This is a genomic window from Proteiniclasticum sp. C24MP (genome assembly GCF_043951855.1).
GTDB lineage: Bacteria > Bacillota > Clostridia > Clostridiales > Clostridiaceae > Proteiniclasticum.
The window spans coordinates 138,233-155,820 of sequence record NZ_JBINJW010000004.1 but is presented as its reverse complement, the minus strand read 5'-3'; the positions used below and the strand labels follow the sequence as shown (position 1 = coordinate 155,820).

Annotated in this window: 17 protein-coding genes; all 17 read right to left on the bottom strand. The window is 41.0% G+C overall.

What is annotated here, in order from left to right:
* Positions 1–510, bottom strand: a 510-nt coding sequence (locus tag ACHAL6_RS05605) for a hypothetical protein (protein ID WP_395269262.1), incomplete at its 3' end; no start/stop codon positions are given.
* Positions 511–867: 357 nt separating this feature from the next.
* Positions 868–1,602, bottom strand: coding sequence for a nucleotidyltransferase family protein (locus tag ACHAL6_RS05600; protein WP_395269261.1), 735 nt, complete (start codon positions 1,600–1,602; stop codon positions 868–870).
* A gap of 9 nt (positions 1,603–1,611) precedes the next feature.
* Positions 1,612–2,796 carry a galactokinase family protein gene (locus ACHAL6_RS05595; RefSeq protein WP_395269260.1) on the bottom strand — a complete coding sequence of 395 codons (1,185 nt, stop codon included), beginning with the start codon at positions 2,794–2,796 and terminating at the stop codon, positions 1,612–1,614.
* Positions 2,797–2,816: 20 nt separating this feature from the next.
* Positions 2,817–3,983 (bottom strand): nucleotide sugar dehydrogenase, encoded by a 1,167-nt coding sequence (locus tag ACHAL6_RS05590; protein ID WP_395269259.1) that lies wholly within the window; start codon positions 3,981–3,983, stop codon positions 2,817–2,819.
* A 68-nt stretch (positions 3,984–4,051) separates the two neighbouring features.
* Positions 4,052–5,065 (bottom strand): NAD-dependent epimerase, encoded by a 1,014-nt coding sequence (locus ACHAL6_RS05585; protein ID WP_395269258.1) that lies wholly within the window; start codon positions 5,063–5,065, stop codon positions 4,052–4,054.
* A gap of 79 nt (positions 5,066–5,144) precedes the next feature.
* Positions 5,145–6,146 carry a UDP-glucose 4-epimerase GalE gene (gene galE, locus ACHAL6_RS05580; protein ID WP_395269257.1) on the bottom strand — a complete coding sequence of 334 codons (1,002 nt, stop codon included), beginning with the start codon at positions 6,144–6,146 and terminating at the stop codon, positions 5,145–5,147.
* A gap of 324 nt (positions 6,147–6,470) precedes the next feature.
* Positions 6,471–7,373 (bottom strand): glycosyltransferase family 2 protein, encoded by a 903-nt coding sequence (locus ACHAL6_RS05575; RefSeq protein WP_395269256.1) that lies wholly within the window; start codon positions 7,371–7,373, stop codon positions 6,471–6,473.
* A 24-nt stretch (positions 7,374–7,397) separates the two neighbouring features.
* Entirely contained in the window at positions 7,398–8,846 is a 1,449-nt protein-coding gene (locus ACHAL6_RS05570; protein WP_395269255.1) for a lipopolysaccharide biosynthesis protein, read from the bottom strand.
* A gap of 52 nt (positions 8,847–8,898) precedes the next feature.
* Positions 8,899–9,852: a glycosyltransferase family 2 protein gene (locus ACHAL6_RS05565; protein WP_395269254.1), complete on the bottom strand. Its 954-nt coding sequence runs from the start codon at positions 9,850–9,852 to the stop codon at positions 8,899–8,901.
* Between the two features lie 3 nt (positions 9,853–9,855).
* Entirely contained in the window at positions 9,856–11,307 is a 1,452-nt protein-coding gene (locus tag ACHAL6_RS05560; protein ID WP_395269253.1) for an O-antigen ligase family protein, read from the bottom strand.
* Positions 11,308–11,329: 22 nt separating this feature from the next.
* Positions 11,330–11,797, bottom strand: a complete 468-nt coding sequence (pssE, locus tag ACHAL6_RS05555) for a PssE/Cps14G family polysaccharide biosynthesis glycosyltransferase (protein ID WP_395269252.1) — start codon at positions 11,795–11,797, stop codon at positions 11,330–11,332.
* Positions 11,794–12,258: a PssD/Cps14F family polysaccharide biosynthesis glycosyltransferase gene (pssD, locus tag ACHAL6_RS05550; RefSeq protein ID WP_395269251.1), complete on the bottom strand. Its 465-nt coding sequence runs from the start codon at positions 12,256–12,258 to the stop codon at positions 11,794–11,796. Before pssD ends, pssE begins: the two co-directional genes overlap by 4 nt.
* Positions 12,259–12,289: 31 nt before the next feature.
* A complete protein-coding gene (locus tag ACHAL6_RS05545) occupies positions 12,290–13,330 on the bottom strand; it encodes a glycosyltransferase (protein ID WP_395269250.1) in 1,041 nt (346 codons plus the stop codon).
* 695 nt (positions 13,331–14,025) lie between these two features.
* Positions 14,026–14,883: a dTDP-4-dehydrorhamnose reductase gene (gene rfbD, locus ACHAL6_RS05540; RefSeq protein ID WP_395269265.1), complete on the bottom strand. Its 858-nt coding sequence runs from the start codon at positions 14,881–14,883 to the stop codon at positions 14,026–14,028.
* Positions 14,884–14,885: 2 nt separating this feature from the next.
* Complete coding sequence (gene rfbC / locus ACHAL6_RS05535; RefSeq protein WP_395269249.1) at positions 14,886–15,446, bottom strand: dTDP-4-dehydrorhamnose 3,5-epimerase; 561 nt, start codon at positions 15,444–15,446, stop codon at positions 14,886–14,888.
* A gap of 21 nt (positions 15,447–15,467) precedes the next feature.
* On the bottom strand, positions 15,468–16,490 hold the full coding sequence (rfbB, locus tag ACHAL6_RS05530; RefSeq protein WP_395269248.1) for a dTDP-glucose 4,6-dehydratase: 1,023 nt from the start codon (positions 16,488–16,490) through the stop codon (positions 15,468–15,470).
* 14 nt (positions 16,491–16,504) lie between these two features.
* Positions 16,505–17,383 (bottom strand): glucose-1-phosphate thymidylyltransferase RfbA, encoded by an 879-nt coding sequence (gene rfbA / locus ACHAL6_RS05525; protein WP_395269247.1) that lies wholly within the window; start codon positions 17,381–17,383, stop codon positions 16,505–16,507.
* Positions 17,384–17,588: the final 205 nt, after the last annotated feature.

The window sequence follows — 17,588 nt, the reverse complement described above, 5'->3', positions numbered from 1 at the left end:
AACTTTAATTCCAGTCCCATTAACTTTGACCCCAGACACACTGCTTCCGTTACCATTATCAATGATTACGCCCTTATATGATCCGCCTATCATGGTAATAGTTCCGCTAGATTGGACTATGGTGTCATGTGCTTCAATATTTGAAATATTTCCCCCGTAGAAGTAATTCAGATTTAATGTGTCACCAGATATGATATTCAAGTCAGAAAGCAAATCAATTCGAAGATTGAAGTTAACATTAGTTTCATTCTCTGAACTGATATTCCATGAAAATCCATTGCCATTGATTCTCTTTTGATCTCCGTTAACCTCTATATTCGGAATCTCATTCGTTATGATATCATCCCCAAACCCAACAGCTGAAATTTCAGGATTGGATAACGCTTCAATAAGCTCAGCAGAATTGGTTACTATAGTTTCAGTATTAGCGTATACTTTACTGTTAGAAAAGAGAAAGGATGAAAAGAGAAGCAGCACCAACATAAGAGATACAACTTTTTTGACTTTCATAAATGCCCCCTTAAAATATATGATAGAGTCAGGCTTCTGGAGTAGATAAATTGCCCACTTAGTGACACATGAATAGCATGAACCCTAAAGAAAATGAGTGAATCTTGATATACGATTCTTTCTGATAAACATAAGCATACCCTCTCGTGAATTACTAAATCATGTTTATTTTACCAGAATATTTGATTTTTATATATAATCATACGTCACCAGATTAATAAAACCTAAGAATTGCAAAGTGCTATTCTACTCTCATATTTATCTCTACAGAATAGTAAAAATTGAAAGAGCATTCAAAGCTCCTTGCGTGGTCTTTCAATGCCCTTCTCATCAGTATGAATTTATACAAATATTAAATTACTTTTCCGAAAATACTCTCTGCACTTCCTTATAGCTTTCCAGTGTTCCGATGTCATATCGGTTTCCCTGAAAATGAAAAGCATGTACGGGCACTTTCTTCAGAAGCCACGATATAAGCATGCCAGGGGCATCCCCGTGGTTTCCTTCTTCGATGAAAGCACTGATGAGCGGCAGTGTCTTTTTCTGATAGATGTAGAACGGTGGCACTGCATGATTAGATTTTGGCTGTTCCGGTTTTTCTTCAAAGCTCAAGAGTCTCATATTCTCATCCAGTTCCGCAACACCGGTTCTTCTGATTCTCTCCATATCGTTGATGATATGGGTCGTGATGCAGTCCGTTTTCTTCTCCTTATAGAAAGAAACAAAGTCATCCAGCTCGAAATCAAAAAGATTGTCCCCTGCCAGAACCATGATGTCTTCGTTTATTTCCAGATCATCCACCGCCACCAGAATATCTCGTACTGCGCCCAGACGATTCTCATTGCTGGTGGTTCCATCATCCAGAACCGCCACTTTCTTTCCTTTGTATCTCTGCGCCCATGCTCTAAAAGAATCTATGAATTTATGGTTGGAGACAATGATGATTTCATTGATTTCTTCCACCTTTTCGATCTTTTCACAGATGCGGTCCAATATGCTCCTGCCCGCTACTTCCAGCAGCGGTTTCGGCATATTCTCTGTCAGAGGGTAAAGCCTTGTGGCATATCCCGCTGCTAAAATAATACACTTCATCTCATTCTCCTATATCTTCACGTATCTTGCGCCATCTTCCACTTTGCAGAAATGGACATCGTAGACATCCTTATACTGTGGATGCTTCACCGGATACACCGCATCCATTTTCGCTCTGATGCTCTCTTTATACTTCGGATCGATGAGGCCGATGCAGCATCCTCTGTATCCGGCTCCGCTGAATCTGGCACCATAGACCCCTTCAGTACTCTTCAGTGTCTCGTAGATGGTGATCAGTTCCGGACATCCGCACTCATACTGATACACAGAACTTTCTCCTGATTCATTCATGAGCTGCCCAAATGCCACCAGATCTCCACGGCTCCAGGCATCAATTCCCTTCTTCACTCTTTCCTGCTCGGTGAAGAAATGCGTCGCTCTCTTTCTGAATCTTCCAGGAAGCTCCTCCTGATGATTCAGAAAGACTTCTGGCGAAATGTTTCTCAGCTTCGCTTCCTTCAGATTGGGCACCTTGTTTTCCGAAACTTCATGAAGAAGCCAGGAAGCCACTTTGCATTCATCCACACGGTTGTTGTAGTCCGTTCCGATGAGTGCAGTGGAAATGCCGGAGTAGACCACCACGAATTCAAACTCCGGAGTATCTTCCGCCTTGTCCACCAGCTTGTATTCATCGGTGCTGCAGTCCATGACCATGAGTTTATCCTTCTCGCTTAAGATGTTGGCCGCCTGATCCAGAATGCCGTTCTTCAAGCCGATATAATCTGTTTCCACCCAGTGGCTGTAATGGACCAGATCCATTTTCTCCACCTCGATACCGTTCACATCGCATATGGCCATAAGATAGGCTGTGGTCACCGCAGCAGACGAACTTAACCCTCCTATAGGAAGTTTTCCGCTGATGATCGCACTGAATCCTGTCTTGATCACAAAATCTCTCTTAAGAGACAGAACAGCGCCTCTGATGTAGTTTCCCCAGGCACCTGGAACCATATCCGGGATATTGTCCACATGGAAGTATTCTTCATCAGGAAAATCCATGCTCTGGATTCTGATGTATCCATCCTCATTGGGTGTATACACCAGGTTCACACTGGAATCCAGCGCAACTCCTGTAACGATCCCACCCTGGTGGTCCACATGGGCACCCAGGGGGCATATTCTCAGTGGAGAAACCACTGCTCGAATGTCTTCTCCTCCGTATTTTTCAATCAGTCTGTCTTTTAAATCCTGCATATTAAACCCCTTCTGAATCCTTAATCTCTGCTGAACAGGTCTCTGGTATAGACTTTGTCCACCACATCTCTGATTTCATCAGAGAGTCTGTTTGCCACGATGACATCGGAGATCTTCTTGAATTCATCGAAATCCTTGATGACTCTGGAATTATAGAAATCATCCGCATCCAGTGCCGGTTCAAATACAACCACTTCAATGCCCTTCGCTTTGATTCTCTTCATGACACCCTGTATAGCGGACTGACGGAAGTTGTCTGAGTCTGTCTTCATGGTCAGTCTGTAGATTCCTACGATTTTAGGGTTTCTCTTCACGATCATATCTGCCACATGGTCTTTTCTCGTTCTGTTGGCATCCACAATGGCAGACATGATGTTCTGCGGAACATCCGCATAGTTTGCCAGAAGCTGCTTGGTATCCTTAGGCAGGCAGTATCCGCCGTATCCGAAGGATGGATTGTTGTAGTGGCTTCCAATTCTTGGATCAAGACCAACCCCTTCGATGATCTGCTTGGTATTAAGCCCTCTTACTTCCGCATAGGAATCCAGTTCATTGAAATAAGCTACACGTAGAGCAAGATAGGTATTAGCGAACAGCTTGATGGCTTCCGCCTCTGTGGAACCTGTGAAGAGCATCGGAATATCTTCCTTGATGGCTCCCTGTGCAAGAAGCTCAGCAAAGATCTTTGCACGATCGGACTCTTCTCCTACTACGATTCTGGAAGGATACAGGTTGTCATATAAAGCTTTTCCTTCTCTCAGGAATTCTGGACTGAAGATGATGTTCTGTGTATCGAACTTCTCCTTCACAGACTCTGTATACCCTACAGGTACTGTGGACTTGATGACCATCACCGCGTCCGGATTGATGGACAGTACGCTGGCTATGACCGCTTCCACGGTTCTCGTGTTGAAGTAGTTTTTTTCCGGATCATAATTTGTGGGAGTAGAAATAATTACATACTCTGCATCCTTAAAAGCTTCAAAATTATCTGTGGTAGCTTTGAGATTCAGCTCCTTTGTAGCCAGATACTCTTCAATCTCCGGATCCGCAATGGGAGATTTTCTGTCGTTGATCATATCCACTTTCTCTTTGATGATATCCAGGGCGATGACCTCGTTATTCTGAGCTAATAATATGGCGTTGGATAACCCTACGTACCCAGTACCTGCAATTGTGATTTTCATATGATATTTCCTCCTCAAATTATATAAGTCTTATATTATATAAGACTTATCATTGCTATTTCTTTTATTTATCCTTCTACATTATAATACGTCAGATACCAATCCACAAACCTTTTCAGGCCTTCTTCTATTGTGGTCCCTGGTTTAAAACTGATTTCTTTTTCCAGATCCGATACATCGGCATAGGTTCTCAGTACATCTCCAGGCTGCATATCCATGAAGATCTTGTCCGCTTCCTTTCCTAACGCCGCTTCCAGAGCATTGATGAATCTCATGAGTGGAACCGGATTGTTGTTCCCGATGTTGTAGATCTTATAGGGAGCAAAGCTTGAACTCAAATCATCCTTGCTTTCATCCCAATCCTTATTGGCTTCTGGTACATGAACTATGAGCTTTCTGATTCCTTCTACGATATCATCGATATAGGTGAAGTCCCTTTCCATCTTCCCATGGTTGTAGACTTTGATGGATTTTCCTTCCAGAATATCTTTCGTAAAGGAAAAATAAGCCATATCCGGTCTTCCATAAGGACCGTACACGGTGAAGAATCGAAGTCCTGTTGTTGGTATACCGTAGAGATGACTGTAAGTATGCGCCATCAGTTCATTGGATTTCTTTGTGGCAGCGTAGAGGGATACAGGGTGGTCCACATTATGATTGGTGGAGAATGGGGCCACCTTATTGCCGCCATAAACGGAACTGGATGAAGCGTAAAGAAGATGCTTCACCGGATAATTTCTGCAGGCTTCAAGGATATTCATAAATCCTATGAGATTGGAGTCCACATAAGCATAGGGATTCTCGATGGAATATCTTACCCCTGCCTGTGCTGCGAGATTGATCACGTAGTCTGGTCTATGGGATTCAAATAAAGCATCCAGCTCCTTTTTGTCCTTCAGATCCATCTTATGGAAAGTGAAATTCTGGTACTGATTCAGGATCTCCAGTCTGGACTTCTTCAGTTCAGGATCATAATAATCGTTGAGATTATCAAGTCCTATGATCTCGTTGTCTTCCTGCAATAGTCTTTTTGAAAGGTGGAAACCGATGAATCCGGCTGCCCCTGTTACTAGTATTTTCAATGTTCTCCTCCATTACGTACACTCAATTGAGATGAGTGGTCTTTCATTTTTTTCTGCAAATCAGTTAACCTATTTATTGTCACTTGCCTTCTGCCTGCTTCTTCTCAAATCTCCAGGCATCTCTGACCATATCCTCTATGGTCTTCTCTGCAATCCAGCCAAGCTCTATTCTGGCTTTTGAGGCATCCGCATAATAGGATGATATATCCCCCTGTCGTCTTTCTCTGATCTCATAGGGTACATCCAGTTCATTGACTTCCATGAATGTATGGACCAGTTCAAGTACTGACGTTCCTCTTCCTGTTCCCAGGTTGTAGATCTCAACTCCCGGTTTCAGCTTTTCAACAGCCATAACATGTCCTTTAGCCAGGTCCACTACATGGATGTAGTCTCTCACACCAGTACCATCAACCGTATCGTAGTCATTTCCGAAAATACTGAGCTTCTCTCTTCTACCACTGGCCACCTGCGTAATGAATGGCATCAGATTATTCGGCGCTCCATTTGGTTCTTCTCCGATGAGCCCGCTCTCATGAGCCCCTACCGGATTGAAATACCTTAACAGTGTTACACCGAAGCTCTGATCTGCTTTTACGGTATCCATAAGAATCCGCTCACTCATGGCTTTCGTTTCTCCATATGGATTGGTGGTCGGCAGAAGTTTCATGGTCTCTTTGAACGGAACTGTATTGTCTCCATACACGGTGGCGGAAGAACTGAATACAAATCTGTTCACGTCGTATTTCAGACTCATCTTCGTAAGGATCATGGTACTCACAAGGTTATTGTAGTAATAGCTCAAGGGTTTTTCTAATGACTCCCCAACAGCTTTAAGACCAGCAAAATGAATCACTCCATCAAGTCTGTGACTTCTGAAGATCTTTTCCACTACCTGTTCCTCTGTTACATCCACTTCATAAAAGAGGACGTCTTTTCCTGTAATCCTTTTGACCATTTCAAGAGATTCCTTCCTGCTGTTGCACAGATTATCAGCAACAATAACTTCATGACCTGCCTCAAGCAGTTCAACACAGGTGTGAGAACCTATATAGCCCGCTCCACCAGTAACTAAAATTCGCATTATCTTTTCTCCCTATTGATTATTCATCAGGCTATCACAAAGTGCACTGTTGTGATAGCCTGATTGTGCTATTACTCTTTCTCTATGATACAGCAAAATGCAAAAAGCGGCATCCCTAAGTAATGAAATAGATATATTATGTTTTATTCATCTACGGATTATCCTATTTTGAGTAAGTCTATAGATTCATTGATATTATTACTATACTTTGGTGATGTATTTCAAATCTTATAAGGTGAAATGCGATCATAACTGTAACATCAGTTCTAACCGCATTTTTAAACTTATTTATTCTCTTCCTTGCTTACTCCTATTATCATTCAACTAATATTCCACGTTTTTTGATTCCATGATCTTGAGATAAACATGAAGACTGTCGATATGATGTCTGTACTTGAACCTGCGCCTGTCTATACTGGAACTGAAGGAATTCTTTGTGGATGAATCCTCCTTATGATAGATTCTGATCTTAGGATAATATACTGTCTTAAGATTTTCCTTCTTCATGAGATGGAACAGAATATCTTCTTCCAGATACATGAAGGTACCAGGGTGCAGTCCATCATGGCGCTCTATGAAAACTGGAGAAAAAACCAGTGCACTTCCATGCAGCTGAATATTCTCCTGCACTTCTTCCGGATTTCTCTTCCTGCTGGTTTTAGATTTCCCTCTTCTTCTGATCTTGTCCTTTACTGCATAGAGAAACTTGATCGCCCTGAACGCATACTCATCAGCATGGATATAGCTTGTCCATAGACAGATCCGATTGATGACTAACGCAATCTTTGCACCTTTTCGATCCATTCCCTTGACTGAAGCCGGGTTCTGGTGGCCCTGATCCACCAGAGAGATGATATCAGGTCCAAGAATCGCAAATGGAGATTCTTCATAGTATGCAAAAATTCCCTCAATGAAATCTTCCTGTTCGATCACGGTATCATTATTGATCATGGCAATGAAATCCGTATGAAGCACATTCTTCGCATACTGGAATCCGACATTGTTTCCTCGAGCGAACCCCATATTCTCCCGTTGCAGTAGAATATGAACATGCTCATTTCCCTCATATCGTTCAGCAAGAATCTTTCCTGATCCGTCAGGTGAACCATTGTCTACAACAACCAGATCTTTTTCCTCATAACGGATATGATTCAGAATGGATTCAATGCACTCAATAGTGTCTTCAACGGCCTGGTAATGTAATATTACAAAACTGAAATGTCTCATATCTCTTCTCCCCATCTTCACTGGTTACTTCCGTCTCTTCAGGATCTTACGCAGATCCATACTCTTAATATAGGCAATTCCATCTTTGGTATCCTTTTTATAAAGCAGAAGCATAAAGAGGAACAGGGCAAATCCTGCGCCCATATTCAGCAATATACTTCTGGTATAGATGGAAAAAGTCGCATAGGCGAAGATCAGCGCAAGCATAAAATAAAACTGCAGCAGGTTCTGCTTCACTGGATAGAATCTGTTTGAAATCACTGTCCTAAGCGTAAAGAAAATCACATAAGCAAGGGCAGTAGAGATTGCTGCCCCAATAGCGCCATACTCCGGCACCAGAATTGCATTCCCGATGATATTACTGACGCAGGATGTTCCAGCGATGAAGATATGCCATTTGGGTTTCTTCATAAAGTTGATTCCCATGACTGTAGTTTCAGAAATGGTATGAAGCATCGGCATGAAAATGAGATAAGGCATGATGTTTGCCGCTGCTCGATAGTCCGAGCCTAAAAAAGCGATGATGATATCTTTCCCTGCTATACTTCCGATACCTACAGTAAACATACCTAGAGAGATTACTCTCATCATGCGTGCGTAAAACTCCGTATCATCTGGTTTTTTCTGATAATGCTCATAACAGACCGGTGTCCAGAAATTATTGAATGTGATCTGGAATACATGAACCAGCGCTACAATCTTAAACGCAGCAGAATATAATCCCAGCTCATCCAGTGTACTCCAGCTTCTGATTGCAATTTTATCAAAGGATTCAAATAGCCAGGTTATAAGAGAGGTGACCATGAAAGGCATACCAAAACGAAGAATTCTTCTTCGGCTATATGTTTCGGCCAACGGTTCACCCGTTTTCACGAACCAGAACCTCTTCTCCTTGAATACAGCAATTGCGAAAATTGCAAGAAGACTGATTACTGTGGAATAGATGATGATCTCATAGCTGGGTCCCAATAAATAGTAGAATCCAAGAAGTGAAACAAAACTGATGACCTTCAACAGCACTTCAAGAAAAGAATAGAGTGCTCCCTTCTGCTGCATTCTGATGACCAGACGAGAAAACCGGTCTCCCAGCTGCGCAGTGATTCCTATGACAAGCATTACTACTGCCATGGGGTTCTTCTCATCGAAAAGAAGTTCAGAAATACGCACTCTGAAGATCAGTAAAACCGCTGCCGTTATCAGAACAGAAATGACCGGTGTCTTCATGGTACGATAAAGAAGTCTGCCCCGCTGTTCTTCCTTCACTTCATAGAAGTAACGAATGAACGCCTGATCAGAGCCGAACATGATGAAAATCATTATGATATTGACTGCCAAGGTGAACATGGATGCCCGTCCGAAGTCTTCTGTAGCAAGAAGCCTTGTCGTGACCATGGTTGTCCCAAAGCCTATGATTAAACCTAGCCAGTTCCCATAGGAGAAGGCTAAAAACTTTTTAAATAAACTGTCTTTCAATTTTCTGCCTCTATTCTTTATAAACTTGAATCACTTTGCACATAAACATAATCTAATGAAGGATGCGATTTTTCAGCTGAAAAAGGAACGTATTCTTCATGAAATATCGCACTTCCTTATGTCCAGCCATTGCTTCTGCAAGAAGCTTCACTCCTTTGAGTTTCTTTCCTGATGCAATGGATTCTTTCCCTGAAATGAATTTTTTCTGTGCCTTATAAAACTGCTTCTTTTCATTTTCATCGTAATATCCATTCTTCATCAGGAACTTCTCCAGAGCTTCTCTCGTATGTTCTTTCTGAGTGTCCTTCCTGAATAGATTCTGCTGATATCGAACAATAAGATACAGTTTGAAAAGATCCTTATGAGAGACGCTTTTCTCTCGAACACGGTACTGAATCAGTTTTTCATTCATGACTCCGATTTTAAAGCCTTTCTTGACAGCCCTCAACCAGAGATCATAATCAACTGACATAGGGAAATCACGATAGCCCCCTGCCGACTCGACCAGTTTTCTTCGATAAAGGACACTAGGATGAATGATGAAGTTCACGTGTTGTATGAGTTTTGCCGCTTTCTCTGGTATTTCAGGCAGATTACGCGTTACATCTGCAGTGACTTCACTATCTTCATTGATGATGGTACGTTCTCCCGCAACCATATCCAGCTGATGCTTCTTTAGAAATGCCATCTGCCTCTCGATTCGGTCTGGAAGAGAAACATCATCCGCATCCATTTTGACTATGAAGTCCCCCTTCGCTTCAGCCAGGGAACGGTTCTGACTGGCAGATATACCTATATTCTTTTCATTGACGATGATGCGAACACGACCGTCCTTTTCCGTGTAGTTTTCCAGAAATACCAGAAGCTCTTCATCTGCCGGGTTATCATAGACAATAATGAACTCCAGATTTTCATAGGTCTGAAGCAGTATTGAATCAATGGCTTCCATAATCCATCGCTTTTCTTCGTTATAGACATTCATTGTGACGGAAACTAAATTATTCATATTTCACCTTCTATACGCGCTGTAGTTTAATTCTGATGATTTCGAATGAAATGACCGATCCTGACTTTCCACCCAGCTTACGATGATCATGGAAACAAAGATACTCACCGCGGGAGACACCAGCACATGTCCGGTTATCAGTGCGAAGGCCAGCATATACATCACCGACAGAAGAAGAACAAGAATTTCAGGACTTCCTATGACTTTTCGCCAATGCTTAAAAGCCCTTGTCAGTTCATTCAGAATAATGTATCCCATGGGTAACAGAATAATGAGCATGCCCAGGAATCCATGTCTGTAAAACAATGCCAGAAAGTCTATTTCAATCTGTGTCGATAGATCAATCTTTCCTGTTTCCCTGAAATATCCGATGCCAAGCATCTTCGCCGCTGCGCTCTGATCCATATAATGGATATGAACGGGCAGCGCCTTATCCAATCGATTGCTTAACAACCAGTTTGCAACACGATAGGTGGAACTTTCAGTGACTTCTTCCATCTCTTCATTTTCAGCATCCGTGAAATCATCCTTATCTATGACTTCTTCAATAGGATCTTCTACCACAACAGGTGGTGTCTCTTCCGTGCTTTGTTCAAATTTGAACTGCAGGACATTGAAGCTTTCTCCAATAGGTGTAAATTTCATGCTGACAAGCATCAATGCAACTAAGATCAGAGAAGTCGTGGATACTCCAATCTGAAAGACTTTTTTCTGGGAAAGAAATTTTATGCCATGATAGACTCCATAAATAAAGAAGAAAACCAGTGTACTGAAATAGATGGCTTTCGTCCCTATGTGCGTAGTGGAGAATACAATGAGAAAGAAATAGAACAGGATGAAAAGCCTCTTAGTGAGACTTCTGCTGTCTATAAACTGTGTCACAGTAACATGAAATCCTAGTGGAATCAGAAGTGACAGGATTGCCGTCAGATCATTTCCCGCAAAAAACCACCCCTTGTTTCCTGAAACTCTCGTACTATAAGCTGAAAAACCTGTTCCCGAAATAAATCCAAGGAAAATGATGAACATATAGATGAAAAGAACCTTAGAAAGTAGTTCTTTTCTGATGATGATTCTGCCTTCCTTGTACATCTGATAGAAATAGACAAGGGTCAGAGGGAAATATACGATTTTGAATAATTGCTTAATATTAGTGAATATAGTCCCGTTATCAGGTGTAATAATAATCAGACCTAAAAAAGAGATACAATAAAGGGCAAGAATGACGACATAAAAAACCGCCGCTTTTCTCTTCTTCCAATGTGGAGTGATGATAAGATCCCACATAATAAGACAGAGAAACAGGCTTCGTGCAACTACACCCACTGTTACACTCATCTTGAAATATATGATACCAAGTGATGTCAGAATATCAACCAAAGGCTGTAATAAGACGAACCATATGATAAACTGATTTCTTCTGGAGTTTTTCTGTATTTCTATTTGATTGTTCATAATGCTACACCTCTTCTTTTTGTCAATACGAGTCTATCTTCTCCTTCAACTTCTGGTTGAAGTTTGTGGAATTGCTGATGAATTCCTTCGGTTTAAAGCCGGGCACTTTTTCCATTACTTCATCCAGAGATTCGTTATCATGAAGCTCGAGTATGTAGCCATTCTGAGACAATGTACTGACAATTTCCAGCTGATGATCATCAAGATGCTCACTGTACTTCTTTAACCTTGCACAGGCAATGACGGTTTTCCTCTTCTTCAGTCCTCCAATGATGGAACCTGTCCCTCCATGGGTTATGATGATTCTTGCTTTCTCCGTAAGACTTTGCATTTCATCCATATCAATAAAGCCCCGGATTTCCATTTTACTGCTCTCGTAGGATGTATGTCCTGCCTGAACAATAATTTCTTCCTCAATCATGGATTTTTCGATGAGATCAAGTAGTCTTGTAAATGGCTGTATCTGTGTTCCTAATGTAACCAAAATCAATAAATCCACCCCCAACATTCCGCTTTCGGATAGAGTTCCTTCATGGATTCCCACTGCACTACAAACGTTGAAGCAATGGGGTAAACCATACGCCCGGAAAGGTTTCTTGAATGCTGCTTGGAAAAACTTTCAATAAAGATTATTTTTTTTCTGAAAAGCCATGCGATGTAGCATAGCGGAACCGCTGTATGCGTTCCTGTTGTAACAATGACATCCGGATTAAAGCGAAGAAAATACCACAGCGATTTGATGATGTTCCATGAAAATATGAATAAATAGGATAATAGGTGCTCACGTGTTCCGTGAACCAGATACCGAGTATCATATTTACCACTTAAACTTCCAGTGGAACCATTTTTTTCTGTAATTAGTATTGATTTATAGTGATTAAAAGATGGCGCCAACTGGAGGAGTTGTGCAAGATGGCCTCCTGCGCTGGCTACAAAAATAACTTTCTTCAATGAGATTCCTTCTTCCATTATTCATTATAGTTTAAAGCATCAATTCCTGTATTTCTTTTCGTACCTCTGAATTGTACTCTTTCAACTGCTGATATTCTTTTGTTTTTTTTGCTGCTTCAATCAGAGCCTTCTCAAGATCATCCACCCCGGATATCATCACATTGAACTTCTCCATCTGCCGGGTGGTAAAGATCTCAAGTCCAAGTATTTTTGCTTCTAGAAGTACAAGCCCTTGGCCTTCATAGCGTGGAGTGAATGCAAATCCATCCATGCGATCCATAATTGCATAGGGGTTCTTCTGATTGCCCCAGAATACAACGGAATCTGCTAACCCCAGCCTTTCTGCTTGTGCCTCAAGCTTATCCTTTTCCTCTCCATCTCCTATTAAATGAAGAACCATGTCCTTTCTGTGTTTCAATACACTGCTGAAAAGCTCCAGAAGGAGATCAAACCCTTTGCTGTGCACCATTCTTCCCATGGTAACCAGATGATACTTACTCGCATCCAGATTCATTTTCACTTGTTCTTCTTTCATTCGGAGAATTTTCTCTGCATCTACAAGATTCGGAAGGATTCGTGTTGGAATCTTATCTCCCAAGAGTCTCTTGAAGCTTTTTTCTGCTCCAGGTGAAACTACTACTGCCTGATCAAAACGAGCATACTTGCCTTTCATCATTCTCCACAGTATTCTGAACTTTTTATTGTACTTTATTCTTGTATCATAATCGCTGTGAACCCAGATAACGTGCTTTTCTGCATTGCAGCTTAGGGAACCATGGGCAGTATCGAAGGCATATCCATTGTAATCAATGACCAGATCATACTTTTCCTTATCAAACCTGCGTTTATTCATTGCGTGCGCAAAAGAAAACGGAATAAACTTAAATAAGGAGGAATATCTTCTCATCTTTCTGATACTGATATTGTTCCATCCTGAATGTGGTTCGATCATCTCACCTAAGAACAGGTCTATCTGCACTTCTTTGTGACTGAGCTCATCCAGTAATGAAATAAGTGAATTCTGAATGCCTCCGATTTTAAGATCTGTTTGAAAAACAGCTATTCGTTTCATCTCTATACCTTATCTTTCATCTATACAAAGTAGAATTTTTTTCTTTTTGTGGAATCATCTTCAGAACACATTATCCCATATGAGTACATCATTTCAAGACAATGCTTCTATTCATCGTGCTGCCGGTATCCACTTGAATACACTATAACTTGACTATTATGTATGGGTAGTGATTCAAAATCAAATTATAACATGATGATCATCAATAAAAGAGACAATACGATGACGTGATTTACTGCAATTCATACTCCTGATCCATTCTAAATAACAACATTCAGATCAGATCCTGATTTTTAAATGGTTAGTTCAGTAATTCATATCTTCTAATATTACTCTAACAGTCCAATTGACTTCTCATAATATTATACAGACAATTTCTGATAAAACAATAAATAATCAGAGTGTACTAAACTGAATAGTGAAGCTTCATGAAAAAAGGTCCTGTATTTGAATGCTTCTCCTTTAGAATCAGCTACAAGAAACAGAAGTCCTTGTCATATTTATTGTCAATACAGTTCCTTTCGTTTATAAGAAAGAACCGAAACAAATACTCCTATCTGATTTGTTTCGGTTCTCCTGTTTCATATCAGGAATTGCCCTGGATTGAATGAGCAAACTAATTAATCACTTCGTAGTGCGATTCAGATTCATTGGGATTATTTCCTGATAAACACGGAGTATAAACTACTATGCTCTTACTTATTATGATCAGAGATTTCTGAAAGAAATCTTTCCAGAGCATTTTCCCAGGTAGGAAGCTTTGATAGTCCGCTTCTCTGAAGATTTTCCTTGCTCAATCTGCTGTTCAGAGGCCTTTTCGCCTTTGTTTTGTACGCACTGCTGGGTACAGGCTCCACTTTAATATCCTTCATATCTGACAGTTCAAAAATCGTTTTTGCAAACTCATACCAGCTGCAGTACCCTTCATTGGTTGCATGATATATACCATAAACCCTGGAATCCAACAGACTCATCAGAAACTCTGCCACATCTTTTGTATAGGTTGGTGATCCAACCTGGTCATTAACCACCTGAAGCACTTTCCTGGTTTTTCCCACTTGAAGCATGGTTTTCACAAAATTCTTTCCATGAATACCGAATACCCAGGAAATTCGAACTATGAAATATTTATCAAGGAGGTTTTCTACGAAGGCCTCTCCCTCCGCTTTGGTTTTTCCATATACATTCTGAGGATTTCTGATGTCATTAACTTCAAAGGGCTTTTCACCTGACCCATCAAAAACATAGTCCGTACTGATGTAGATCATAGGAATGTCAAGCTCTTTACATGCCATAGCCACATGCTTTGTACCCAATGCATTCACTTCATGACATCGCTTCTCATCCTCTTCCGCATCATCTACAGCTGTGTAGGCTGCACAATGAATCACCGCATCCGGTGCCAGTTCTCTGAGCGTATTCAGTGTTTTTTCTTCCTCGGTGATATCCAGAAGTTCTCGGGTCAGACCAAGAGCCTGATGATCATGACGAAGTAGTGATCTCATCACATCATAGCCCAGCTGTCCTTCTGATCCAGTTACTACTACTTTCATCATCAAACCTCTCCATAAATGAAATTAACGTCAGAATCTGATAATAAGGGTGCATGAATGTCCTTTTCAGAAAGAACAGGCTTACTGTCGCCCCACTCTACCTGAAGTTCTGAGTCGCTGTATAGAATGCTTCTATCGTGCTCTTTGCTGTAAAGCTCATCCACCTTATATTGGACCTCCACGTCTTCTGTTAATGTGAGAAATCCATGCGCAAATCCCTTCGGAATCCATAACGCTCTCTTGTTATCTGCTGAAAGCTCCACTGCAACCCATTTCTTGTATGTAGGGCTACCTCTTCTTAAATCAACAGCCACATCCAGTATCTTGCCTCTCGTGCATCGCATCAGTTTGGACTGAGCTTTGGGCTGGTTCTGAAAGTGAAGACCTCGCAGCGTTCCTTTTGCTTTAGAATATGAGTGATTGTCCTGTACAAATTCCACCGTGATTCCTGCTTTGTGGAATACATCCTTATTATAGGTTTCCATGAAAAAACCACGATGATCCCCGAAAACTGCAAACTCAATGATTTTCACATCTTCTATTTCTGTATCTAATACTTTCATCTCAGTACCTCAATAGAGATATTAATACTTATCTCCATATAACCTTTCATAATCTTTCTGATATTCTCCACTTAGAATATTTTCCCACCAGTACTTGTGATCAAGATACCACTTTATGGTTATTTTAATTCCCTCCTCAAATGTGGTGTGCGGTTCCCACGATAATTCCCTTGAAATCTTTGCAGGATCTATAGCATATCTCATGTCGTGGCCTGCACGGTCTTTGACAAATTCAATGAGGGATTCCGGTTTGTCTAGCTCTTTGAGAATAGTCTTCACCACTTCAAGATTTGTCTTTTCATTGTGTCCACCAATATTGTAGACTTCTCCGACTTTTCCTTTACGAATGATCAGGTCAATGGCTTCACAATGATCTTCCACATAAAGCCAGTCGCGTACATTCTCTCCCGTACCATATACCGGAAGTTTCTCATCACGCAGGGCTTTGGAAATAATCAGTGGAATCAGTTTCTCTGGGAAGTGATACGGACCATAATTATTGGAGCATCGTGATATGGTCACTGGCAATCCATAAGTTCTATGGTAGGCCTGCACGAGAAGGTCAGCAGCTGCTTTCGATGCGGAATAAGGCGAAGATGTATGAATTGGAGTTTCTTCTGTAAAGAACAGATCCGGACGATCCAGAGGCAGGTCTCCATAAACTTCATCAGTGGACACCTGATGGTATCTCTTGACATCATATTTTCTAGATGCATCCATCAGTACCTGAGTACCTAATATATTGGTTTTGAGAAAAACATCAGGATTCAGAATGGATCTATCCACATGAGATTCAGCCGCAAAATTCACCACAACATCAAATTTCTCTTCGCGGAACAGTTTATCCACCAGTTCCATGTCCGTGATGTCTCCCTTCACAAATCTGAATCGCTCCACTTCAAGTGCTTTTTGCAAAGTAGAAAGACTTCCAGCGTAAGTCAGTGCGTCTAGACAAACCACTTCATCATTCTGATGATTTTCTAAAACATGATATATAAAGTTACTTCCTATAAAACCGGCACCACCGGTAACTAAAATTTTCATCTTCTCCTCCAATATCAATACTGTATTTCATTATTTGCAACCTTCTGAAGGTGAAGACCGTATGGAGATTTTCCATACTTTTTCGCTGCCTCCAGTAGTATATCCCGATCAATCCATCCATATCTATATGCGATTTCTTCCAGTGCAGATATCTTGATACCCTGTCTCTTTTCCACCATCTTCACGAACTCTGCCGCTTCTACAAGTGAATCCATGGTTCCAGTATCAAGCCATGCAAAGCCTCGGCCTAATAGTTTAACATCCAGGTCTCCTTGTTCAAGGTAGATGCGGTTGAGGTCTGTAATCTCAAGTTCTCCCCGTTTGCTCGGTTTAAGTTCTTCAGCGTATTTTATGACTCTATTGTCATAAATGTAAAGACCGGTAATGGCATAATTCGATTTTGGGTTTTCAGGTTTTTCTTCTACGGAAAGCACTCTCCCATTCCCATCAAACTCCACAACCCCGAATCTTTCAGGATCTTCCACATGATATCCGAAAACAGTGGCTTTCCCTCTGTTGTTCACTGCATCTTTCAGAATAGAACTGAAATTATTCCCATAGAAAATATTATCCCCGAGAATCAGAGTACAATCATCATCACCAATGAATTCCTTTCCGATGATAAAGGCTTGTGCAAGACCATCCGGCGAGGGCTGTTCAGCATAGGAGAGATTTATTCCAAATTGTGTACCGTCTCCTAAAAGCTTCCTGAAATTCGGAAGATCCTCAGGCGTTGAAATGATCAGGATATCCTTAATCCCTGCAAGCATAAGCGTTGACATGGGATAATAAATCATCGGTTTGTCATAAATGGGCAATAACTGCTTACTTGTAACTAATGTCAGTGGGTAAAGCCTTGTACCGGAACCTCCGGCTAAAATAATTCCTTTCATTGTGACCCCCTATAGAATATTAAATCTGGTATTCTGAAATATTTAAAATGGAAGTAGAATCCATCTTCCAGCAACCCTTTTTTTCAATTATCTCAATGATTCTTTTTACTGTTAATGTTTCCTCTACTCATCATTCTACCATAAAACACAGAAATCTAAGATTACATTTCTTTCTGCTTTTGATTTCCCGTCATAAGTGATGAAG